Source organism: Sphingopyxis sp., assembly GCF_050725655.1.
In the GTDB taxonomy this organism is placed as follows: Bacteria; Pseudomonadota; Alphaproteobacteria; order Sphingomonadales; family Sphingomonadaceae; genus Sphingopyxis.
Map to the genome: position 1 here is coordinate 1 of NZ_JBOHHT010000036.1, position 20,570 is coordinate 20,570.

The following is a 20,570-nucleotide window of genomic DNA, read 5'->3' on the forward strand; positions in this document are numbered from 1 at the left end:
GCGCGCATGAGCGCGCCGACTTCCATCAGCGCGTCGACCGGCAAACGCGTAGCAGTTTCAAACATTCCTCTACCCCATATTCAGCGTGCGGAACCGGTCATCCACCAGACGGCCGCAAGCGCGTAAGTTCCGATTAGCAATGTCTGGGCGACGATGGCGACGAGCGGGCGCCATCCCGCACCTGTCAGTTCGTGTATCGAGGTCTTAAGCCCCAAGGCGGCCGTTGCGGTGACCAGGCAGAAAGTGGCGCCCGCCGCCAGTGCGTCGATGACGGCCGGACCCAGCACACCCGAATTCGCGGCTGCCGCAATAGCGATAAATCCGATCAGGAAACCGGGCAGGAGCGGGGGTGCGGCGCCTGCAGCACCGTTGCGGGGGCTGCGCGCGATCCACAGGCCGATCAGGGCGGCGGCGGGCGCAAGGCAGGCGACGCGGATCAATTTTGTCGCGGTGGCGGTGACGGTCGCCTCGGGCGATACGAGCGCCCCCGCGCCGATCACCTGCGTGACGTCGTGGATCGCGGTGCCAAAGAATACGCCCGCCTGGACATCGTTGAGGCCAAGCCACTTGCTCAGCAGCGGATACGCGACCATCACCACGGTGCTCAAGGTTGTGACGGCCGCGATGGTGAACACCGTTTCGCGTTGGCGCTCGGGCGTGTTTGGCAACACGGCGGAGACCGCGAGCGCGGCTGACGCGCCGCAGATGCCGACCGAACCGGCCGAAAGGAGGCTTCTCGCGGGAGTCAGGCCGACGATCCGCGCGACGATCGTGCCGCCGACGAGGGTCACGCAAACTGCGCCGACCGCAATTGCAGCGACATGCCATCCGAGGCCCATCACCTGGGTGATCGAGAGCCGCGCCCCGATCAGCGCCACGCCGATACGCAGCAAAGTGCGGGCGCAAAAGTCGATGCCCCCGGCGGCATATCGCTCGACGCCTGATCGCCTCGTCGCCATGCCGATGACCAGCGCAGCCAATACGGCCGGAACCGCCGTGAATTGATAGGTCGTCATGGAAATGGATGCGATCGCGACGCAGGCGGCGGCGCCGATGCCGAATTCAAGCCAGCGCTGGCGGGTCATGGACTTGTACGCGACCGCGGCTTTATGCGCTCTCACTCGCCGATCGATCGTCGCGGTGCGCGGTTGACGATCATTCGGTCGTGGAGTTTCGCGATGATGCCGCTGCCGGTCCGAACACACAAACCTGGTACGAGCGCGTGGATCAGACAGGCGATCGAGCCGACCAGCATCGCGCCCGAAAAGCTCGCGGCCTCGCTGAAATGCCGGAAATAGGATTCTCCGACGGTGGCCGGATGCTCGGTAAATAATTTGCGCAACACGCTCGTCTCCTCTGCGGAAAGGATAGGCGTGTGGCGTGAGAATTAATTTCTCCATTTTCTATGAAATGCGATCTATACAATGAGATTGTTCTATCAAATATCGTTCTGTGAGAATATTTTATTCCGAAACGGGCAAAGTTGTAGAGACTTTAGTGTCGCCCATCGACAAGGGAAATTGGCGTCCATGCTTGACCGATTCGACCAGAAAATATTGATCGTGTTGCAAGAAGATGCGACGATATCGCTCGCATCGCTCTCGGAACGGATCGGCCTTTCCCAAACGCCTTGCTGGAAGCGCGTCAGGCGGCTTGAAAACGATGGCTATATTGTTGGCCGGGTTACGCTGCTCGATCGCGAAAAGCTGGGGTTGGGGGTGACGGTGTTCGTCTCCATCAAAACCAGTCGTCACGATGAAGCGTGGCTTCGCGAATTTGCCGAACGCGTCGCGGCATTCCCGGAAGTCGTCGAATTCTACCGTATGAGCGGTGACACCGACTATCTGCTGAAGGTGGTTTGCAGCGATATTGGCGATTATGATCGCATCTATCGCAAACTCATTCGTAGCGCCCAGCTGTTCGATGTTAGCTCGTCGTTCGCCATGGAGCAGATCAAATACACGACGCTGCTGCCGCTGCCGCAATGAAAGGTTCGGCGAGAAAGGAATCGGGTATCGTTCCATTTTTCCTGACCTCAACGGATTTTCCTATTGGAGGGGGTGCGTCGATTATGAAGCGGCGGTTGCCCACGGAGCAGATGGTCGCCGTGCTGAGACAGGTGGAATTGGCGCTTCCGGTGGCGGATCTGAACCGCTAGATCGCGATGTCGGAACGGACTTTCTATCGCCGGAAGCGGTAATATGGCGATCCGGAGTCGGATCGGTGCGCGAACTCAAGCGAGTGGCGAGGTTAAGGAAGCTCTCGAAGGACAGGACGGTCTTGCCGTAACGCGTTGCTATGCGGCGTTGTTGTTTCAGCTTTCCGAACATGCGCTCGACGCGGTTGCGATCCCTGTAGCGACGATAGTCGGGATGGGCCGGGACTTTCGGTTCGCGCGGGGCGGGATGATGGGCAATATGCCGCGCATGTGTAGGCTTTCCCGGAACCTGTCGCCGTCATAACCCTTGTCGGCCAGCAGTGCCTTGGGCCTGGGCAATGGCAGGGCCATTAGGCCGTCGGCGGCCGCATAGTCCGATGCTTCGCCGCCGGTCGGGATGAAGCCGATAGGGAGTCCCTGATTGTCACAGCGGGCGTGGACTTTGCTCGTAAAGCCGCCGCGTGATCGACCAAAAGCCTGCGCACAAGCCCCCCTTTTCCGCCCGCTGCCGAGACATGGCCGCGAACACTGGTGCTGTCGATCATGTGCGGCCAGTCGTCGGTTAACCCCAGATCGACCAGTTTTTGCAGCAGGGCATCCCAGACGCCTTGCTCAGCCCAGCGCCGGAACCGGACATAGACCGAGCTCCACTGGCCGTAGCGCTCGTGCGTGTCGCGCCAAGGACGCTCGACGACTTCGACATCGACGTCCACCTAGTGAAAGAGGGCGTGGTGCTCTCGCCGGATTCGAAGTCATCCGAGAAATTCATGGTGGTTGCATCGGAGCATGCCCGTGTGCTTGACCGGCTGCGTCGCGATCAGGACGACATCCGCGAACGAATGAAGCAGGATTATATCGATCATATTGATGGGAAGATCGACGGTGACCTGTTCAACCGAATCACTGAGGACTTTCGCGAGGACCAGCGGAGTCTCGCCCGGGAACTGGATCGTCTCACCGTAGCTGATGATGCTACATAGACGATGGCATTGCCCTATTAGGAATCGCAAAGGACGCGAAGCGGATGTTCGCCGAGGCCGACTTCGCCGCCAAGAGGAACATCCTCAACCACATACTATCGAACTGCACTTACAAGGGTGGAGAGGTGGCCGCGACCTTCCGTAAGCCCGTTGATATTATTGTTAAAAGTTTGCCTCGCGAGGAGCTCGCGGGCAGGTTTGGACGCAAACACGTCAAAAAGTAGGAAATGGCTCCCCGGGTAGGATTCGAACCTACGACCGATCGATTAACAGTCGATTGCTCTACCACTGAGCTACCGAGGAACACGCCGCCGACGCGGACAAGGCGGCCCCTTTGCCGCCAACCGACATATTTATCAAGGGGCTTTTGCAGGCTTTTGTGACTCTCAGACGATAAATTGTTCCATCGCGATGCGTTCGTCGAGCCCTTGGTCGGGATCGAACAGCAAAGTCAGCGGCCGGCTGCGGTCGGTGGTGACCAAAACCGTCTTCACATCGCGGATCTCGCGCTGGTCGGCGACCGCGCTGACCGGGCGTTTCGCGGCCTCGCGGACATTGAAGCGGATGCTCGTCGATTCGGGAACCAGCGCGCCGCGCCAGCGGCGGGGGCGGAAGGGGCTGATCGGCGTGAGCGCGAGCATTTCGGATTCGAGCGGCAGGATGGGGCCGTTGGCGCTGAGGTTATAGGCGGTCGATCCGGCCGGGGTCGACACGAGCACGCCGTCGCACGCCAGTTCCTCGAGCATCGTTTTTTCGTTGATCATTACTTCGAGCTTTGCCGCCTGGCGCGTTTCACGCAGCAGCGAAATCTCGTTGATCGCGGGCAGGATGTGGCGCTCGCCGCTGATCGTCGTGATGTCGCCCGACAAAGGATGGATCAGGAAAGGGCGCGCGGCGGCGAGCCGGTCGACCAGCCCTTCGATCCGGAACTCGTTCATCAAAAAGCCGATCGTGCCGCGGTTCATGCCGAACACGGGCATGCTGCGCCGCTGGTCGAGCAACTGGTGCAGCATGTGAAGCAGAAAGCCGTCGCCGCCGAGCGCGATCAGCAGGTCGGCTTCGTTCAGGTCGACAAAGTCATAAAGCGGGCGCAGTTCGGCTTCCGCCTCCATGGCCGCGGGCGCGTTCGATGCGACGAGCGCAATCTTGCGATGCATATTGGTCCGGTTCCCCCGTGCCTTCAAATAACGGGACGACGTGTCAGCCGCCCGTTGCACTCATATGACGCGCGACCGCCGGTTTGGACTTTCCATCGATATGAAAGTCATGCGCGCGCGGTTTGCCAGCCAATGCCGCATCAATCAACCCGTCGACATCGCCGCCCTCGCGCAAGCTCGCGCGCAGATCGACATGATCGTCCTGCCCGAGGCACATATAGACGCGGCCCTCGACGGTCAGGCGGATGCGGTTGCACGTCGCGCAGAAATTGTCGCTGAGCGGGGTGATCAGCCCGAGCGTCACCGGGCTGTTCTCGACCGCGAAATAGCGCGCCGGGCCGCCGGTGCGCTTGTCGACCGGATAGATGGCGCGGGCTTCGCGAAGCGGCGCGATAAACTGGTGAAGCGGGATATAATGATCGCTGCGGTCGTTCTCGACCTCGCCGAGCGGCATCGTTTCAATGAGCGTGAGGTCGCAGCCGTTTGCGGCGCAATAATCGAGCATCGGGGCGAGCTGATGTTCGTTGAGTCCGGCGAGCGCGACCATGTTGATCTTGACCGCCAGCCCGGCGGCGCGCGCCGCATCGATGCCGCGCAGCGCGACGGCAAGGTCGCCGACGCGGGTGATATGGCGAAAGGCCCCGGGGTCGAGCGTGTCGAGACTGACATTGATGCGGCGCACCCCCGCCGCGGCCAGCATCGGCGCATGCTCGGCCAGCCGCATCGCGTTGGTGGTGAGGGTCAGTTCGTCGAGGCCGCGGCCGATCATCGCCCCCAATCGCATCGCGAGCGTGTCGATTCCGCGCCGAACCAGTGGTTCGCCGCCGGTCAGGCGGATGCGCCGAATCCCGCGCGCAACGAAGCGCTCGGCAATTTCGCCCATTTCCTCTATGCTGAGCACCGCCGATTTGGGCAGGAAGGTCATGTCTTCGGCCATGCAATAGCGGCAGCGCAGGTCGCAGCGATCGGTGACCGAAAGGCGCAAGTAGCTGATCCGACGGCCAATGCCGTCGATCAAGGGCGCCGTCGATACGGCATGTTGGGATAATGTGGCAGCCACGCGCATATTGTGCTGCAAAAGGGAAGCGTTTGGCAAGCAAAGCCTGCTAGGGGAATGCGATGAATCGCCTGTCCGAGACCCTTTCCGCCTGCGCCCGCAAACTCGAAGCCCTGCACGCACGATATGATGCCGACGCCGGCGTCATCCTGGTCCAGGTCGACCAGATGGCGCGCATCAACAACAGCGCGGGGACGGCAACGGGCGATTCGGTGCTCGACGAAATCGGGCGGCGGCTGGAAAATTTCGCGAGCGACGAATTCGGGCAGGGTTCGTGCGTCGACCGGCTCGACGGCCCGCGTTTCCTGATCGTCCCGTCGACACCGATGTCGCTCGGCGCGCTGCGCGCGCAGGAGCGCGCGCTCCATGTTGCGCTCGCCGAACCGATCGTCGGCGATCCGAACGGCCGCCTGTCGATCCGCATCGCCGCGGCGCTGATCACGCGTGATGATTCGGTGGGCGAGCAATTGGGTGCGGCGTGCGATCAGCTGGCGCGGCCGGCGTCTGCCCGCGACGGGGTGATGGTCCATGCCGCGCTGTCGCAGAACGAGGTCGTGATCCATTACCAGCCGCAATATGACGTTGCGACCGGCGAGATGACCGGGGTGGAGGCGCTGCTGCGCTGGCAGCATCCCGAGCTCGGCCTGCTCGGCGCCGGGCCGCTGGTGACCGCCGCGCGCGCCGCGCGGCTCGAATGCGAGCTCACCGAACATGCGCACCGCGTCGCGCTCGCCGAAATGGCGACCTGGCCGAAGGCGCTCGCGAAGCTGCGCGTCTCGCTCAACATCACCGCCGCCGATCTGGGCGATCCCGAATTTGCCGGTCGCTTCGCTGCGATGGCAAAGGCCGCGAAGATCGATCCCGACCGGCTGACGCTCGAGCTGACCGAACAGGCGATGCTGAGCGACCCCGCGAGCGCCGCCGACCAGCTGGCACAAATCCGCGCGCTCGGCGTCGCGGTCGCGATCGACGATTTCGGCACCGGCTATTCCAGCCTGTCGCTGCTCGCGCGGCTGCCGATCGATTATCTCAAGATCGACAGCGGCTTTACCCGCACGATCGACGGCAGCGACCGTGACCGCATCGTCGTGCGCGCGATCGTCGACCTGGCGCGCGCGCTGGGGCTGCTCGTGGTAGCCGAGGGGATCGAGAATGAGCGCCAGCTTGCTCGATTGACCGAGCTGGGGGTTGCGACCTGGCAGGGGTTCTTGAAGTCGGGGCCGGTGCCGGCGGATCAGTTGCTGGCGTTGATGGACACCTAAGCGACCTGTTTCGCCAGCTTGCCCAACCCCTTCGATAGCTGCAGCGCGCCGTTGAGACGTGCGCCGGTGCTGACCCAGTCGCCGCTGATCGACAGCTTGTTGTCGGGGCGGAGACGCGCGCGGCCTTTCAGCCGTTCGACATAGGCGATCAGGCCGGGGACATTCGCGAACTGGTCGCCGTGGAAGCTGATAAGCGCGCCCTTCGTCCCGACGTCGAGCTTGGCGATGCCCGCCAGCTTCGCATTCGCCTTGATCTCCATCAACTGGACAAGGTTGGCGGTCTCGGGCGGCAGCGGGCCGAAGCGGTCGATCATCTCGGCCGCGAAGGCGTCGAGCGCCGGGCGATCGCCGGCGTCGTTGAGGCGGCGATAGAGTGCCATCCGTAGCGGCAGGTCGGGAACATAATCCTCGGGGATCAGGATCGGCGCGTCGACGGTGATGGTGGGCGACAGGGCTTCGCGCGGGGGCAGCTTTCCGGCGCCTTCGGCCTTGGCGACGAGGATCGCGTCCTCGAGCATCGATTGATAGAGTTCGAAGCCGACTTCGCGGATATGCCCCGACTGTTCATCGCCGACGAGATTGCCCGCGCCGCGGATGTCGAGATCGTGGCTCGCGAGCTGGAAGCCCGCACCCAGCGTGTCGAGATCGCCAAGCAGCTTGAGCCGCTTTTCGGCAGTGTCGGTGATCGCGCCATGCTCGGGGGTCGTGAGATAGGCATAGGCGCGGGTCTTGGCGCGCCCGACGCGCCCGCGCAGCTGGTAAAGCTGTGCGAGGCCAAAGCGGTCGGCGCGGTGGATGACCAGCGTGTTGGCGCTCGGAATGTCGAGCCCGCTCTCGACGATCGTCGTCGACAGCAGCACATCATATTTGCGGTCGTAGAAGGCGCTCATCCGGTCCTCGACCTCGGTGGGGGTCATCTGACCATGCGCGACGACATATTTGATTTCGGGCACGCGATTGCGCAGGAATTCCTCGATGTCGGGCAGATCCTTGATCCGCGGCACGACGAAGAAGCTTTGCCCGCCGCGATCATGTTCGCGCAGCAGGGCTTCGCGGAGCACCACGGCATCCCACGGCGCGACATAAGTGCGCACCGCGAGGCGATCGACCGGCGGCGTCTGGATGACGCTGAGTTCGCGCAGGCCCGACATCGCCATCTGGAGCGTGCGCGGGATCGGGGTCGCGGTGAGGGTCAGGACGTGGACGTCGGTCTTGAGCTGCTTCAGCCGCTCCTTGTGGACGACGCCGAAACGCTGTTCCTCGTCGACGATGACGAGGCCGAGATTCTTGAACTCGACCGATTTCGCGATGACGGCGTGCGTGCCGACGACGATGTCGATGTGTCCACTCGACAGGCCATCGCGTGTCTTCTGCGCTTCGCCGGCGGGGACGAGGCGCGACAGGCGACCGATGTTGACCGGGAAGCCTTTGAAACGCTCGACGAAATTCGTGTAATGCTGGCGCGCGAGTAGCGTGGTTGGCACGACGACCGCGACCTGAACTCCTGCCATCGCGGCGACGAAGGCGGCACGCAGCGCGACCTCGGTCTTGCCGAAGCCGACGTCGCCGCAGACGAGCCGGTCCATCGGGCGGCCCGACGCCATGTCGGCGAGCACATCGCCGATCGCGCGGTCCTGGTCGTCGGTTTCCTGATAGGGAAAGCGGTCGGCGAAGGCGGGATAGGCGGCGTCCTGTGCGAGCAACTCGCCCGAACGCAAGGCCCGCTGCGCCGCGGTCGCGAGCAGCTCGCCCGCGATCTCGCGGATGCGCTCCTTCATCCGCGCCTTGCGGCGCTGCCATGCCTCGCCGCCGAGCTTGTCGAGGCCAACACCGTCGCTTTCGCCGCCGTAGCGCGAGAGGACGTCGAGATTCTCGACCGGGACATAGAGCTTGTCGCCGCCCGAATAAGTGAGTGCGACGCAGTCGTGCGGGCTGCTCCCGACGGGAATCTGGGTCAGCCCCTCATAGCGCCCGATGCCGTGATCGAGATGGACGACGAGGTCGCCGACGCTGAGCGTCGCGAGTTCGGCGAGGAAGGCATCCGCGCTCTTGCGGCGTTTCTGGCGGCGGACGAGACGCTCGCCGAGGATGTCCTGTTCGGTGAGCAGGCTGATCGCGTCAGATGCGAAGCCGTGGTCGAGCGGGAGGACGACCATCGCGGTCGCACCGCCGCTTGTCGCCGAGGCGGTGCCGAGCGCGTCCTGCCAGCTGTCGGCGGGCGCGAGCGAGGTGACGCCATGGTCGCGGAGCAATCCGGAGAGGCGCTCGCGTGCGCCGCCCGAATAGCTGGCGATGATCGTGCGCCGGCCCTTGCGGCGCTCGTCCGACAGGTGATCGGCGACCTTGTCGTAAACATTGAGGTCGGCGGTGCGTTCGGGGGTGAAATCGCGCGCCGTGAAAGTTTCGAGGTCGACGACCGTCGTGGCGGGCGGAACGTCGAACGGGGTGACGATATGGATCGGGCGATCCGACGAGGCTCCGGCCCATTCGCTTGTCGTCAGGTACAGCGTCTCGGGCGCCAGCGGGCGATAGCTGCCCGGCGATTCGCGTTCGGCGGCGACGCGGTTGGCGTGATAGTCGGTGATCGCGGCGAAGCGCGTCTCGGCGGTCGCTTCGGTGCGATGGCCGCGCAGCACCGGGGTCGCCGGGTCGATATGGTCGAACAAGGTCGCGAGCCGTTCCTCGAACAGCGGCAGCCAATGGTCCATGCCCGCCTGCCGCCGGCCCTCGCTCACCGCCTGATAGAGCGGATCGCCCGTCGACTGCCCGCCGAACAGGTCGCGATAGGCCGAGCGGAAGCGCTTGATCGTCGCCTCATCGAGCAAAGTTTCGGACGCCGGGAGAAGCTGCAATGCCTTGGCGGGGCCGAGGCTGCGCTGGTCGGCGGGGTCGAAGCGGCGAATGCTCTCGATCTCGTCGCCGAAGAAATCGACGCGCAGCCCGGTTTCCTCGCCCGCGGGGAACAGGTCGAGAATGCCGCCGCGGACCGCGAACTCGCCCTGATCGGCGACGGTGTCGACGCGGCTGAAGCCGTTCGAGACGAGCAGTTCGGCGAGCGCGTCGCGGTCGATCCGCTGCCCCGCCGCGAGCGTCGTCGCGAGCTGGCGAATACGGAACGGCGTCAATGTGCGCTGGGTGATCGCCGCGACGGTGGTGAGGATCAGTTCGCCGCGTTTCGCTGGTTGTTGCAGCGCGGAGAGCGTCGCAAGCCGGTCGGCGCTAACGCGCATCGACGGGCCGGCGCGGTCATAGGGCAGGCAGTCCCACGCCGGAAAACGATGGACGATCAGGTCGGGCGCAAAGAAAGGCGCCGCATCGGCAATCGCCTGCATCGCCGTATCGTCGGTCGCGACATAGACGAGGCGCTTGTCGCTCGCCCGCGCCAGATCGGCGAGCAGCAGCGGCAGGAAGCCGTCGGCGGTGCGCGCCAGCGTCAGCGGCGCCGACGCCGATCCGATGGCGGCAAAAATGTCGGCGGCGGGGATGGTCATGGCAGCGGGATATAGTCCAGGCGGCGCATTGCGGCGATCATCTCCGGTCGATCGAGATGCGCGGGTGGTTGACCGGTGCCGAGCGCCCACGCCATGATGTCGACGTCATCCTCCTCGACAACGGCTTCGTACCAGTCGAGTTCCGCTTTGCCCCATTCGGCCGAATAGCGGTCGAAGAAGCCGCCGATCATATAATCGGCCTCGCGCGTGCCGCGGTGCCAGGCACGGAATTTCAGGCGTTTGAGGCGATTGGTCATCGGTTTCTCTTTATTCCTTCTCCCTTGACGGGAGAAGGATACGAAGCCTTGCCGCGGAGCGGTTAGGCGAAGTTGGAAGAGGGTGCGCGCTCGCATGGCGAGCGCAGACCCCTCTCCAGCTGCGACTAAGCCCCGGGCAAGCCCGGGGCAAGTCTCGCTTCCTCTCCCGCAAGGGGAGAGGAGTGGTGCAAGTTGGAAAGGCCCGCGCTAGACAGCCCTAGCCATGCGACCCGAGATACTCAATCCGCTCTTTGCCGCGCTCACCGATCTGAAAGGCGTCGGTCCGCAGCTTGCCAAGCCGCTGACGCGGCTGGGGCTGGAGCGCGTCGTCGATATACTGTTCCATTTGCCAACGGGATTGATCTCGCGCTTTCCGGTCGAGCGGCTCGATCAGGCGCAGGCCGGGCAGACGATCATCGTCGAACTGACCGCGCAGGATTACCGCGCCGGTCGCAGCCCGCGCGCGCCGTTCGGGGTCGAAGCGTTCGACGATGCGGGCGATCATGTGCGGCTCGTCTATTTCGGCCGCACCTCGGGGCTGGCGCGCAAGCTCTTTCCTCTGGGCGAGAAACGCCGGGTGTCGGGCCGGCTCGACCTCTATGGCGACATGCGCCAGATCGTGCACCCCGATCAGGTCGTCGAACCCGGCGACGAAGCGGGGATCGCAGAGCATGAGGCCGTCTATCCGCTGACCGAGGGTCTGACCAACGCGCGGCTGTCGCAGCTGGGGCAGGTCGCGCTCGAACGGCGGCCCGAGCTGGCCGAATGGATCGACGCGCCCTTGCTGGCCAGCCGGAACTGGCCGGCATGGCGCGAGGCGATGGCGCGTGCGCACGCCAGCCCGCGCGACGAGGCGGCGCGCGACCGGCTCGCTTATGACGAGATTTTCGCGAGCCAGGTTGCGCTGATGCTGATCCGGCAGGGGCTTCGGACGCGCAAGGGCCGGGCGATCGTCGGCGACGGGCGGCTGACCGATGCGCTGAAGCTGCCGTTCGGGCTGACGGGCGCGCAGGAGCGCGTGGGGCGCGAGATTGCGGGCGATATGGCGCAGGATACGCCGATGCTGCGGATGCTGCAGGGCGACGTCGGATCGGGCAAGACGCTCGTCGCCTTGCGCGCGATGCTGGCGGCGGTCGAGGCGGGGACGCAAGCGGCGCTGCTCGCCCCGACCGAGATATTGGCGCGCCAGCATTTTGCGACATTGCAGCGGATGCTCGCCGGCCTGCCGGTCAACCTCGCGATCCTCACCGGGCGCGACAAGGGAAGGGCGCGCGAATCGACGCTGATGGGGCTTGCCGACGGCAGCATCGACATCCTTGTCGGCACCCACGCGATCTTCCAGCAGGCCGTGACGTACAAGGATCTCGCGCTCGTCGTTGTCGATGAGCAGCATCGCTTCGGCGTCGCACAGCGGTTGATGCTCACGCAAAAGGCGGCGCGTCCGCCGCACCTGCTTGTCATGACCGCGACGCCGATCCCGCGCACGCTGCAACTCGCCAATCATGGCGAAATGGACGTTTCGCAAATCGACGAGATGCCGCCGGGGCGCACGCCGGTCGATACGCGCGTCGTTTCGGTCGACCGGCTGGACGAGGTGGTCGACGGGCTCGACCGGCATCTGGCGAGCGGCGCGCAAGCCTATTGGGTATGCCCGCTCGTCGCCGAAAGCGAGATCAGCGAACTGGCGGCGGCCGAGGAGCGTGCAGCCTTGCTACGTGCCCGGCTGGGCGAAAGCCGCGTCGGGCTGGTGCATGGGCGGATGAAGGGACCCGAGAAGGATGACGTCATGGCGCGCTTCCAGGCGGGCGAGATCGGCGTCCTCGTCGCGACGACGGTGATCGAGGTCGGGGTCGATGTGCCCGCCGCCAGCCTGATGATCGTCGAGCACGCCGACCGCTTTGGCCTCGCGCAGCTCCACCAGCTGCGCGGCCGCGTCGGGCGCGGCACGGCGAAGTCGGTCTGCCTGCTGCTCCGCTCGCAGAATCTTTCCGAGACCGCGCGTGAGCGGCTCACGCTGATGCGCGATACGAACGACGGTTTCGTGATTGCCGAAAAGGATCTCGAACTGCGCGGCGGCGGCGAGTTGCTCGGGCTCAAACAGTCGGGCGATGCCGATTACCGGCTTGCGACGCCCGAACAGCTCGTCCGGCTGCTGCCGGTCGCGCACGACGATGCGCGGCTGTTCGTCGAGCGCGATGGCGGGATGGAAGGTGCGCGCGCCGAGCCGGTGCGCCTCTGCCTCTATCTGTTCGAACGCGATGCGGCGGTGCCGCTGATGCGGAGTGGATGATCGCTCCCCTCCCGCAGGCGGGAGGGGTTGGGGGTGGGGCAGCGACCTATCGATTGCCCACCCCGCTGCGACTAGCGGGCGAGCCCGCAAGTCTCGCTGCCCCTCCCGCCTGCGGGAAGGGAAAGTAGTTCACGCCTCAAGCGTTGACTTAGTTAAGGTCGCCGCGCGCGCCCATGGCGCGGATCATCGGCAGATAATCTTCGACCGAGATCGACTTGTCGAACTGCACACCGGTCTTGCCGGCGAGCGACCAGACGACTTTCGCCGACGTGCGGCCGATGATCGGCATGCGGAAAACGACGAGGTCGCCGATCTCCAGTCCGCGTTCGAAGCGCATCAACATACCGTCGGCGCTGATGTTGACGCAGGTGCACATTTCCTGCCGTCCGTCGGGCATGACGAAGGGCAGGCGGCAATAGACGTCGCTACGCGGAGCGATCCGCTGGTCGAGGCCGACATAATGGGCCTTGCTGGTGTCAATCTTGCGCATGTTCGTGGACCTTGTTGATTTAGCCATGACGATCCATCCGATTGCTGAAGAAGTCGTAAATGCGTTTGTGAGCGTTACCGAGTCACAAGGCCATGTCTTTTTGAGCCGAGGCTCAGCGGAACAGGGTCTGCGCCGGGCTGGATCAGGTGCTGCGGGTCGCGAACGACGGTGCCATCGACCTTCACCGCGCCCTCGTCGAGCTTGCGGCGCGCCTCCTTGTTCGAGCCTGCGAAGCCGAGTTCGCGCAGCGCATCGACGATGCTGATCCCCTCGGCGGGCGCGACGGCCTGCGGAAGGTCGCCGCCTATCTGTCCCTTTTCAAAGGTTTGCGTCGCGGTCTCGGCGGCAGCCTTCGCGGCGTCCTCGCCGCGGCACATCGCGGTCGCTTCGTTCGCGAGGATCTTCTTCGCCTCGTTGATCTCCGCGCCTTCGAGCGCTTCGAGCCGTGCGATCTCGTCCAGCGGCAGGTCGGTGAACAGCTTCAGGAACTTGCCGACGTCGCGGTCGTCGCAGTTGCGCCAATATTGCCAATAGTCAAAATGGGACAGTTGTTCGGGATTAAGCCACACCGCGCCGGCAGCGGTTTTGCCCATTTTGGCGCCCGCGGCGGTGGTGAGCAGCGGAGTCGTGAGACCGTAGAGATCGGCGCCGTCCATGCGGCGGCCAAGCTCCATCCCGTTGACGATATTGCCCCACTGATCCGATCCGCCCATCTGGAGCCGCACATTCATGTCTTTCGACAGGTGGCGGAAATCATAGCCCTGAAGGATCATGTAGTTGAATTCGAGGAAGGTCATCGGCTGCTCGCGTTCGAGCCGCAGTTTGACCGAATCAAAGGTCATCATGCGGTTGATCGTGAAATGCGTACCGACTTCCTGCAGCAATTCGATGTAACCGAGCTGGCCGAGCCAGTCCTGGTTGTCGACCATCACTGCGTCGGTCGGACCGTCGCCGAAGGTCAGATATTGCTGAAAGATGCTGAAGATCGACGCGATGTTTGCCGCGATCGTCGCGTCCGACAGCATCTTGCGGCTTTCGTCGCGCCCCGTCGGATCGCCGATCCGCGTCGTCCCGCCGCCCATCAGCACGACGGGCTTGTGCCCGGTCTGTTGCAGGCGGCGCAGCATCATGATCTGGACGAGGCTGCCGACATGCAGGCTGGGCGCGGTCGCGTCGAAGCCGATATATCCCGGGACGACCTGTTTGGCGGCAAGCGCATCGAGCCCTTCCGCGTCGGTCGTCTGATGGATATAGCCTCGCTCATCGAGCAGGCGCAGCAGGTCGGATTTATAGTTCGTCATAGCGGGTCTCTTTAAAGGCGGGGGGCGCTTAGCATGGGGTTTGATATTTGGATAGCATGCGCAAAGAGCTGATCTGCCACCCGGGCACGCCGGGCAAGGCCGTGCGCGCCGTGGCGGTCGAGGTCAGCCTGTCGTTCGAGGACGGTTTTGCCCTGCGCTTCATCGTCGACGGCGCGATCGCCGCACTGGTGCTGCCCGACGGGCAGGGCGAACTCGTGATCGCAGACAGCGCGACCGACGGCCTGTGGGAAAGCACCTGCTTCGAGGCGTTCCTGACCGAAGAAGGCGATCCCGATTACACCGAGTTCAACTATTCGCCCGACGGCCGCTGGGCCTGTTACCAGTTCGACGATTATCGCTCGCTGCTGCGCTCGGACGACCTTGCGCCATGGGAAATGGCGGCGGAGAAGGGCGATCACAGCTATGCGCTGCGCGTCGAGCCGGGGATTTTCCCCGACAATGGCGCCAAGCTCGCGCTGTCGGCGGTGATCGAGGAACTCGACGGCACCAAAAGCTATTGGGCGCTCGCACACCCGCCGGGCAAGCCCGACTTCCATCATCCCGATTGCTTTGCGCTCACGCTTGGGGCACCCGACGCGGCATGACTGTCCAATTCGGCATCGACCGCCTGCTCGCCGATCCGGCCTTGCGCAAACCGCTCGAAGGAAAGCGCGTCGCGCTGCTCGCGCACCCCGCATCGGTCACCGCCGACCTGACGCACAGCCTCGACGCGCTCGTCGCGGCGGGGCTCGATATGACCGCGGTGTTCGGACCGCAGCACGGCGTGCGCGGCGACCTTCAGGACAATATGATGGAGTCGCCCGACTTCACCGATCCGACGTACGGCATGCCGGTGTTCAGCCTGTACGGTGAGGTTCGGCGGCCGAGCGGCCAGTCGATGCACACTTTCGACGTGATGCTGGTCGATCTGCAGGACCTTGGCTGCCGCATCTATACCTATGTAACGACCCTGCTCTACATTCTTGAGGCGGCCGCGCAGCATGGCAAGGCGGTTTGGGTGCTCGACCGGCCGAACCCCGCGGGGCGCCCGGTCGAGGGCACCTTGCTTCAGCCCGGCTGGGAAAGTTTCGTCGGCGCGGGACCGATGGTGATGCGCCACGGGCTGACGATGGGCGAGATCGGGCATTGGTTCATCCGCCACTTCGGACTCGACGTCGATTATCGCGTCATCGAGATGGATGGTTGGGACCCGAAAGGCGCGGGCTTTGGCTGGCCGGCCGACAGGGTATGGATCAATCCCAGCCCCAATGCGGCGAATATCAACATGGCGCGCGCCTATGCCGGCACGGTGATGGTCGAGGGGGCGACGCTCAGCGAGGGCAGGGGCACGACACGCCCGCTCGAACTCTTCGGTGCGCCCGACATCGACGCCAAGGCGGCGATCGCCGAAATGCAGCGGCTCGCGCCGCAATGGCTCGGTGGGTGCAAGCTGCGCGACATCTGGTTCCAGCCGACCTTTCACAAGCATGTCGGCCAGCTGAACAGCGGCGTCCATATCCACGCCGACGGGCCGTGGTATGATGACGCGGCGTTCCAGCCGTGGCGCGTGCAGGCGCTGGGCTTCAAGGCGATCCGCAGCCTCTATCCGGACTATCCGATCTGGCGCGGCAAGGATTTCAAATATGAGTACACTGACGACGTACTTGCGATCGACGTGATCAACGGCGGCCCGGGGCTGCGCGAGTGGGTCGACGATGCGGGCGCGGCGGCGGGCGATCTCGATGCGCTGGCGCAGCCCGACGAGGCGGGCTGGCGCGAAGAGGTTGCGGATCTGCTGATCTATTGACGAAGGAGACGATGATGCACCGACGGCAATTTCTGGGAACGGCGACGCTTGCTGGCCTTGCCGCGACCTTACCCGCGCCGGCGTTTGCGGCCGATGCCGCCGGCCTTCCCAATCTTGCCGCCAGCGCCGTTCCCATCGGCAAGGCCGAGCGCGTGGCGCGGATCGCCAAGGCGAAGGAGCTGATGCGCGCCAACGACATCGGCGCGCTGTTGATCGAGCCGGGATCGAGCCTGATCTATTTCACCGGCGTGCGTTGGTCGCGCAGCGAACGGCTGACGGCCGCGGTGCTGACGCGCGAGGGCGAAGTCGCGATCGTCACGCCCTTCTTTGAAGAACCGTCGGTGCGCGAGAGCCTCGGCATCGAGGCCGAGGTGCTGACGTGGAACGAGGATGAGAACCCGCTTGCCGCGGTCGCCGCGTGGCTCGGCAAGCGCGGGGTGACCAGGGGGCGCATCGGGGTCGAGGAAACGGTCCGCTATTTCGCGGTCGATGGCCTCGAGAAAGCGATGCCGGGGGCGACGGTCGTTAACGGCGCGCCCGTCGTGCGCGGCTGCCGGATGCACAAATCGCCCGCTGAAATCGCGCTGATGCAGATCGCGGCCGACATCACACTCGCCGCCTATCGCCACACCGCGCCGCGGGTCGAGGCAGGGATGACCCCGGCCGACATCGGCGCGATCATGAAAAGCGCGACCGAGGCGCTCGGCGGCAAGAGCGAGTTCGAGCTGATCCTGCTCGGCGAGGCGAGCGCCTATCCGCACGGGTCGGGCAAGCCGCAGGCGGTGAAGAGCGGCGAGGTCGTGTTGATGGACTGCGGCGCGACGGTGCATGGCTATCAATCCGACATTTCGCGCAGTTTTGTTTACGGCAAGGCGAGCGCACGCCAGCGGCAGGTCTGGGATCAGATGCGCAAGGGGCAGGACGTTGCTTTTGCCGCCGCGAAGCTCGGCACGCCTGCGGGTCAGGTCGATGACGCGGTTCGCGCCTATTACCAGAGCCTCGGCTGGGGGCCGGGCTACAAGCTGCCCGGCACCTCGCACCGCACTGGTCACGGTATCGGCCTCGACGGGCACGAGCCCGTCAATCTGGTGCATGGCGAAACGACGCCGCTCGCGCCCGGCATGTGTTTTTCGAACGAACCCGGCATCTATATCCCCGGCGAGTTCGGCATCCGGCTCGAGGATTGTTTCTATATGACCGACGGCGGGCCGAAATGGTTTAGCGAGCCGCCGCCGTCGATTGACCGGCCTTTTGCATAGATCCCCCTTTCTTTTCAGGGAGGGGAAAGAAAGGCGTCGGCGTTACGAGTGGTCGGGGGCCTTCGGCCGCTGGACGAGGCTGACGAGCACGAACGAGATGATCATCAGCAAATACCAGCTTCCGAGCTTTTCGACGCCCACCATGTGCCAGCCGTCGTTCTGGTTCGGATAGGTCCAGGCGCGGGCGAAGGTGCCGATATTCTCGGCGAACCAGATGAAGAGCGCAACAAGCCCCCAGCCGACGATCAAGGGCATGCGGCGGTGGACGTGGAGCGGGCGGAACCACACCTGACAACGCCAGAAGAGCAGCGCAGTGGCAGCGAACAGGAACCAGCGGATGTCGTATAGCCAGTGGTGCGCGAAGAAGTTGACATAGATCGCGGCTGCCAGTGCATAGCTCGCCCACGCGGGCGGATAACCTGAGTAGCGGAAATCGAAGATGCGCCAGACGCGTGCGATATAGCTGCCGACCGCGGCGTACATGAAGCCCGAGAAGAGCGGCACCGCACCGATGTGGAGCAGGCTTGCCTCGGGATATTGCCATGATCCGGCGGCGGTCTTGAACAATTCCATCACCGTACCGACGATGTGGAAGATCAGGATGACGAGTGCTTCCTTCGGCGTTTCGAGCCGGAAGGCGAGCATGCCGAGCTGGATCAGCACCGCGCCGATGGTGATCGCGTCATAGCGGTGGAGCGGCGCGTCGTCGGGCCAGAAGAGATGCGTGCCGAGTAGCAGCGCGAGCATCAGTCCGCCGAACAGGCACGCCCAGCCCTGCTTGAAACCGAAGACGAGAAATTCGAGGAACCAGCCGCGCGGTCCTGGCTCGACCGCCATCGCCTCCAGCCGCATGCGGACGGCATGGAAGCGCGACTGACTGCGCGGCGTTTCAGACATGCACGGCGACGTAGGCGATCAGCAGCGCGGCCGGCAGCAGCAGCGCCTGCGCGAGCACCGTGCCGGCGAGGCGGCTCAGCGAGATGAGCGTGATCGCGCGGCGGAAATCGGCCTCGTCGACTTTGCCCTCGACCGCGTCGTCGGTCATCACCGACAATTGCGGGTCGATGAAAGCAAACAGGAGGATCGTCGCAAAGCCGTTGATCAGCGCCGAAAGCTGCGACGCAGTGACGCGAAATTCGGGGGCAAGATAACCGGCGTAGAGCGACGCGACGACGCCGACCGCGAGCAAGGATTGTGCGAGGCAGTTGGCGATCAATACGCCCCAGCCGATGCCCTTGGGCATCCGCCAGCCCTTGAGATGCGACAGGCTGGGGACAGTCAACGACTGGCGGAGCGTGCGCAGTCCGCTTGGGCTGGCGGCTTTCAGCGCGAGCTTCGTCGTCGAGCGGTTATCCTGATACCAGGCGATCGCGGTTGCGAACATGCGCTGGCCGGTCGGGACGAGCAGGATACCGATCAGCGTCGCGACACTCGCCGCGGCGAGCACGAACTGCATGTCGATGAAGAGTTGGGTGCCGCTGCCGTCATGGATGCGCGTCTCGATCCGCTTGGCGAGGAAGGGGCCCAAAAAGCTGTTCGAGGTGCGCGAGAAGAGCACGAGAATGTTGAACAGCGCGAACGACATCGCGATGCGCCGCGTGCGGACGCCGGCGATGCGCGCGGCATAGGCGAGCGCGCCGATCAGGTTGATGAAGCCGGTGAGCAGCAGGATGGTGACGAGGGGGAGATCGATCATGGGGAACTCGATGTAAAACTACCGCATCCCCGAGCGAAGACGAGGGGCTGTGCCGAGCGAAGCCGAGGCAGCGACCTTGCGGATTCTCGCTTCGCTCGAACGAGCCCCTCGTCTTCGCTCGGGGATGCGGGTGTTTTGTCGTTTAAGGCCGCGCCGTCAATGCTTTCGCGTCAGCTCGCGCATCGCGTCGTCCAGACCGGCGAGGCTGAGCGGGTACATGCGGTCGTTCATCAGCTGTTTGATCAGCTTCACCGACTGGGTGTAACCCCAATGCGCCTCGGGCACCGGGTTGAGCCACACCGCGGCGGGATAGACACGGGTGATGCGCCCGAGCCAGACCGCGCCCGATTCTTCGTTGAAATGCTCGACGCTGCCGCCCGGATGGGTGATTTCATAGGCGCTCATCGACGCGTCGCCGACAAAGATCACTTTATAATCATGGCCATATTTGTGGAGAATGTCCCACATCTGGTGGCGTTCGGACCAGCGGCGCTTGTTGTCCTTCCACACGCCTTCATACGGGCAATTGTGGAAATAGAAGAATTCGAGATTTTTGAACTCGGTGGTCGCGGCGCTGAACAATTCCTCGCAGAGCTTGATGAAGGGGTCCATCGATCCGCCGACATCGAGGAACAGCAGCAGCTTGACCGCATTGCGCCGTTCGGGGCGCATCTGGATGTCGAGCCAGCCCTGACGCGCGGTGCCGTCGATCGTGCCCGGAATGTCGAGCTCGTCGGCCGCGCCCTCGCGTGCGAACTTGCGCAGGCGGCGGAGCGCGATCTTGATGTTGCGGGTGCCGAGTTCCTTGGTGTTGTCGAGATTCTGGAACTCGCGTTTTTCCCAGACTTTCAGCGCGCGCTTGTGCTTGCTCTCGCCGCCGATGCGGACGCCCTCGGGATTATAGCCCGAATTGCCGAAGGGCGAGGTGCCGCCGGTGCCGATCCACTTGCTGCCGCCCTCGTGGCGCTTCTGCTGTTCTTCGAGCCGCTCTTTCAGCGTCTCCATGATCTTGTCCCAGTCGCCGAGCGACTCGATCGCCGCCATTTCCTCCGGCGTCAGGAATTTCTCGGCGACCGCTTTCAGCCAGTCGGCGGGCACGTCGACGGGGTTCTGGCCATAGTCGGAAATGATGCCCTTGAAGACCTTGTTGAACACCTGATCGAAGCGGTCGAGCAGGCCCTCGTCCTTCACATAGATCGCGCGGGACAGGTAATAGAATTGCTCGGGGCTGCGATCGATCACCTCGCGGTCGAGCGCCTCCAGCAGCATCAGATGCTCTTTCAGGCTGGCGGGAATGCCCGCGGCGCGAAGCTCGTCGAGAAAGCCGAAAAACATGGGGCAGGCGTATCGCGTTCGGACGACCTG

Annotated in this window: 18 protein-coding genes, 1 tRNA gene and 1 pseudogene; 7 read left to right on the top strand and 13 right to left on the bottom strand. The window is 64.3% G+C overall.

Features of this window, described 5'->3' with window-relative positions; translation table 11 throughout:
• Positions 1 to 80: 80 nt before the first annotated feature.
• Together ACREBX_RS05020 and ACREBX_RS05025 are read right to left on the bottom strand one after the other, a co-directional pair.
• A complete protein-coding gene (locus ACREBX_RS05020) occupies positions 81 to 1,085 on the bottom strand; it encodes a YeiH family protein (protein ID WP_431560659.1) in 1,005 nt (334 codons plus the stop codon).
• 32 nt (positions 1,086 to 1,117) lie between these two features.
• Complete coding sequence (locus tag ACREBX_RS05025; protein ID WP_431560660.1) at positions 1,118 to 1,345, bottom strand: DUF6356 family protein; 228 nt, start codon at positions 1,343 to 1,345, stop codon at positions 1,118 to 1,120.
• A 184-nt stretch (positions 1,346 to 1,529) separates the two neighbouring features.
• Between ACREBX_RS05025 and ACREBX_RS05030 the strand changes: the two genes are divergently transcribed.
• Positions 1,530 to 1,988 (top strand): Lrp/AsnC family transcriptional regulator, encoded by a 459-nt coding sequence (locus ACREBX_RS05030; protein ID WP_431560661.1) that lies wholly within the window; start codon positions 1,530 to 1,532, stop codon positions 1,986 to 1,988.
• A 255-nt stretch (positions 1,989 to 2,243) separates the two neighbouring features.
• On the opposite strand, the pseudogene ACREBX_RS05035 reads toward ACREBX_RS05030, so the two are convergent.
• Positions 2,244 to 2,841: pseudogene (locus ACREBX_RS05035) on the bottom strand (IS5 family transposase); the annotation flags it as partial.
• Here ACREBX_RS05035 and ACREBX_RS05040 point away from each other — a divergent pair.
• On the top strand, positions 2,743 to 3,138 hold the full coding sequence (locus ACREBX_RS05040) for a hypothetical protein (RefSeq protein WP_431560682.1): 396 nt from the start codon (positions 2,743 to 2,745) through the stop codon (positions 3,136 to 3,138). The pseudogene ACREBX_RS05035 and the gene ACREBX_RS05040 sit on opposite strands and share 99 nt — an antisense overlap.
• 228 nt (positions 3,139 to 3,366) lie before the next feature.
• Here ACREBX_RS05040 and ACREBX_RS05045 read toward each other — a convergent pair.
• From ACREBX_RS05045 to moaA, 3 genes are all read right to left on the bottom strand, one after another.
• Positions 3,367 to 3,441 (bottom strand) — tRNA-Asn (locus ACREBX_RS05045).
• A gap of 83 nt (positions 3,442 to 3,524) precedes the next feature.
• Entirely contained in the window at positions 3,525 to 4,295 is a 771-nt protein-coding gene (locus ACREBX_RS05050; RefSeq protein WP_336446996.1) for an NAD kinase, read from the bottom strand.
• A 43-nt stretch (positions 4,296 to 4,338) separates the two neighbouring features.
• Positions 4,339 to 5,361, bottom strand: coding sequence for a GTP 3',8-cyclase MoaA (gene moaA / locus ACREBX_RS05055; RefSeq protein ID WP_431560662.1), 1,023 nt, complete (start codon positions 5,359 to 5,361; stop codon positions 4,339 to 4,341).
• A gap of 53 nt (positions 5,362 to 5,414) precedes the next feature.
• Here moaA and ACREBX_RS05060 point away from each other — a divergent pair, with 53 nt between their 5' ends.
• Complete coding sequence (locus ACREBX_RS05060; protein WP_431560663.1) at positions 5,415 to 6,614, top strand: GGDEF domain-containing phosphodiesterase; 1,200 nt, start codon at positions 5,415 to 5,417, stop codon at positions 6,612 to 6,614.
• Here ACREBX_RS05060 and mfd read toward each other — a convergent pair.
• Positions 6,611 to 10,105, bottom strand: a complete 3,495-nt coding sequence (mfd, locus tag ACREBX_RS05065) for a transcription-repair coupling factor (RefSeq protein WP_431560664.1) — start codon at positions 10,103 to 10,105, stop codon at positions 6,611 to 6,613. The two genes, ACREBX_RS05060 and mfd, sit on opposite strands and share 4 nt — an antisense overlap.
• The gene (locus ACREBX_RS05070; RefSeq protein ID WP_431560665.1) at positions 10,102 to 10,362 is read right to left on the bottom strand and encodes a succinate dehydrogenase assembly factor 2; all 261 of its coding nucleotides are present in this window, start codon (positions 10,360 to 10,362) and stop codon (positions 10,102 to 10,104) included. The genes mfd and ACREBX_RS05070 overlap by 4 nt, the downstream gene beginning before the upstream one ends.
• A gap of 223 nt (positions 10,363 to 10,585) precedes the next feature.
• On the opposite strand from ACREBX_RS05070, the gene recG reads away from it, so the two are divergent.
• Positions 10,586 to 12,652: an ATP-dependent DNA helicase RecG gene (gene recG / locus ACREBX_RS05075; protein WP_431560666.1), complete on the top strand. Its 2,067-nt coding sequence runs from the start codon at positions 10,586 to 10,588 to the stop codon at positions 12,650 to 12,652.
• A 148-nt stretch (positions 12,653 to 12,800) separates the two neighbouring features.
• On the opposite strand, the gene ACREBX_RS05080 is transcribed toward recG, so the two are convergent.
• Together ACREBX_RS05080 and tyrS are read right to left on the bottom strand one after the other, a co-directional pair.
• Positions 12,801 to 13,142, bottom strand: a complete 342-nt coding sequence (locus tag ACREBX_RS05080; protein WP_431560667.1) for a PilZ domain-containing protein — start codon at positions 13,140 to 13,142, stop codon at positions 12,801 to 12,803.
• Positions 13,143 to 13,216: 74 nt separating this feature from the next.
• Positions 13,217 to 14,443 carry a tyrosine--tRNA ligase gene (tyrS, locus tag ACREBX_RS05085; protein ID WP_431560668.1) on the bottom strand — a complete coding sequence of 409 codons (1,227 nt, stop codon included), beginning with the start codon at positions 14,441 to 14,443 and terminating at the stop codon, positions 13,217 to 13,219.
• A 56-nt stretch (positions 14,444 to 14,499) separates the two neighbouring features.
• Between tyrS and ACREBX_RS05090 the strand changes: the two genes are divergently transcribed.
• Genes ACREBX_RS05090 through ACREBX_RS05100 form a run of 3 tightly spaced genes read left to right on the top strand, consistent with a single transcriptional unit; the run spans position 14,500 to position 17,509 of the window.
• Complete coding sequence (locus tag ACREBX_RS05090) at positions 14,500 to 15,048, top strand: DOMON-like domain-containing protein (RefSeq protein ID WP_431560680.1); 549 nt, start codon at positions 14,500 to 14,502, stop codon at positions 15,046 to 15,048.
• Complete coding sequence (locus ACREBX_RS05095; protein WP_431560669.1) at positions 15,045 to 16,250, top strand: exo-beta-N-acetylmuramidase NamZ family protein; 1,206 nt, start codon at positions 15,045 to 15,047, stop codon at positions 16,248 to 16,250. The genes ACREBX_RS05090 and ACREBX_RS05095 overlap by 4 nt, the downstream gene beginning before the upstream one ends.
• 14 nt (positions 16,251 to 16,264) lie before the next feature.
• Positions 16,265 to 17,509 carry a M24 family metallopeptidase gene (locus ACREBX_RS05100; protein WP_431560681.1) on the top strand — a complete coding sequence of 415 codons (1,245 nt, stop codon included), beginning with the start codon at positions 16,265 to 16,267 and terminating at the stop codon, positions 17,507 to 17,509.
• Between the two features lie 42 nt (positions 17,510 to 17,551).
• Here the strand turns inward: ACREBX_RS05100 and ACREBX_RS05105 are convergent, their stop codons facing one another.
• From ACREBX_RS05105 to ACREBX_RS05115, 3 genes are all read right to left on the bottom strand, one after another.
• A complete protein-coding gene (locus ACREBX_RS05105; RefSeq protein WP_431560670.1) occupies positions 17,552 to 18,406 on the bottom strand; it encodes a DUF817 domain-containing protein in 855 nt (284 codons plus the stop codon).
• A complete protein-coding gene (locus tag ACREBX_RS05110; protein WP_431560671.1) occupies positions 18,399 to 19,205 on the bottom strand; it encodes a lipid II flippase Amj family protein in 807 nt (268 codons plus the stop codon). The genes ACREBX_RS05105 and ACREBX_RS05110 overlap by 8 nt, the downstream gene beginning before the upstream one ends.
• Before the next feature lie 156 nt (positions 19,206 to 19,361).
• Positions 19,362 to 20,540 (bottom strand): vWA domain-containing protein, encoded by a 1,179-nt coding sequence (locus ACREBX_RS05115; protein ID WP_431560672.1) that lies wholly within the window; start codon positions 20,538 to 20,540, stop codon positions 19,362 to 19,364.
• Positions 20,541 to 20,570: the final 30 nt, after the last annotated feature.

What these genes read in the sequence shown, in the direction of transcription:
- ACREBX_RS05110 (WP_431560671.1), bottom strand. Translation starts at nt 19,205, where the DNA reads ATGATCGATCTCCCCCTCGTCACCATCCTGCTGCTCACCGGCTTCATC.
- mfd (WP_431560664.1), bottom strand. Translation starts at nt 10,105, where the DNA reads ATGACCATCCCCGCCGCCGACATTTTTGCCGCCATCGGATCGGCGTCG.
- ACREBX_RS05095 (WP_431560669.1), top strand. Translation starts at nt 15,045, where the DNA reads ATGACTGTCCAATTCGGCATCGACCGCCTGCTCGCCGATCCGGCCTTG.
- recG (WP_431560666.1), top strand. Translation starts at nt 10,586, where the DNA reads ATGCGACCCGAGATACTCAATCCGCTCTTTGCCGCGCTCACCGATCTG.
- ACREBX_RS05060 (WP_431560663.1), top strand. Translation starts at nt 5,415, where the DNA reads ATGAATCGCCTGTCCGAGACCCTTTCCGCCTGCGCCCGCAAACTCGAA.
- ACREBX_RS05115 (WP_431560672.1), bottom strand. Translation starts at nt 20,540, where the DNA reads ATGTTTTTCGGCTTTCTCGACGAGCTTCGCGCCGCGGGCATTCCCGCC.
- ACREBX_RS05050 (WP_336446996.1), bottom strand. Translation starts at nt 4,295, where the DNA reads ATGCATCGCAAGATTGCGCTCGTCGCATCGAACGCGCCCGCGGCCATG.
- ACREBX_RS05090 (WP_431560680.1), top strand. Translation starts at nt 14,500, where the DNA reads ATGCGCAAAGAGCTGATCTGCCACCCGGGCACGCCGGGCAAGGCCGTG.
- ACREBX_RS05105 (WP_431560670.1), bottom strand. Translation starts at nt 18,406, where the DNA reads ATGTCTGAAACGCCGCGCAGTCAGTCGCGCTTCCATGCCGTCCGCATG.
- ACREBX_RS05020 (WP_431560659.1), bottom strand. Translation starts at nt 1,085, where the DNA reads ATGACCCGCCAGCGCTGGCTTGAATTCGGCATCGGCGCCGCCGCCTGC.
- ACREBX_RS05030 (WP_431560661.1), top strand. Translation starts at nt 1,530, where the DNA reads ATGCTTGACCGATTCGACCAGAAAATATTGATCGTGTTGCAAGAAGAT.
- tyrS (WP_431560668.1), bottom strand. Translation starts at nt 14,443, where the DNA reads ATGACGAACTATAAATCCGACCTGCTGCGCCTGCTCGATGAGCGAGGC.
- ACREBX_RS05070 (WP_431560665.1), bottom strand. Translation starts at nt 10,362, where the DNA reads ATGACCAATCGCCTCAAACGCCTGAAATTCCGTGCCTGGCACCGCGGC.
- moaA (WP_431560662.1), bottom strand. Translation starts at nt 5,361, where the DNA reads ATGCGCGTGGCTGCCACATTATCCCAACATGCCGTATCGACGGCGCCC.
- ACREBX_RS05100 (WP_431560681.1), top strand. Translation starts at nt 16,265, where the DNA reads ATGCACCGACGGCAATTTCTGGGAACGGCGACGCTTGCTGGCCTTGCC.
- ACREBX_RS05080 (WP_431560667.1), bottom strand. Translation starts at nt 13,142, where the DNA reads ATGCGCAAGATTGACACCAGCAAGGCCCATTATGTCGGCCTCGACCAG.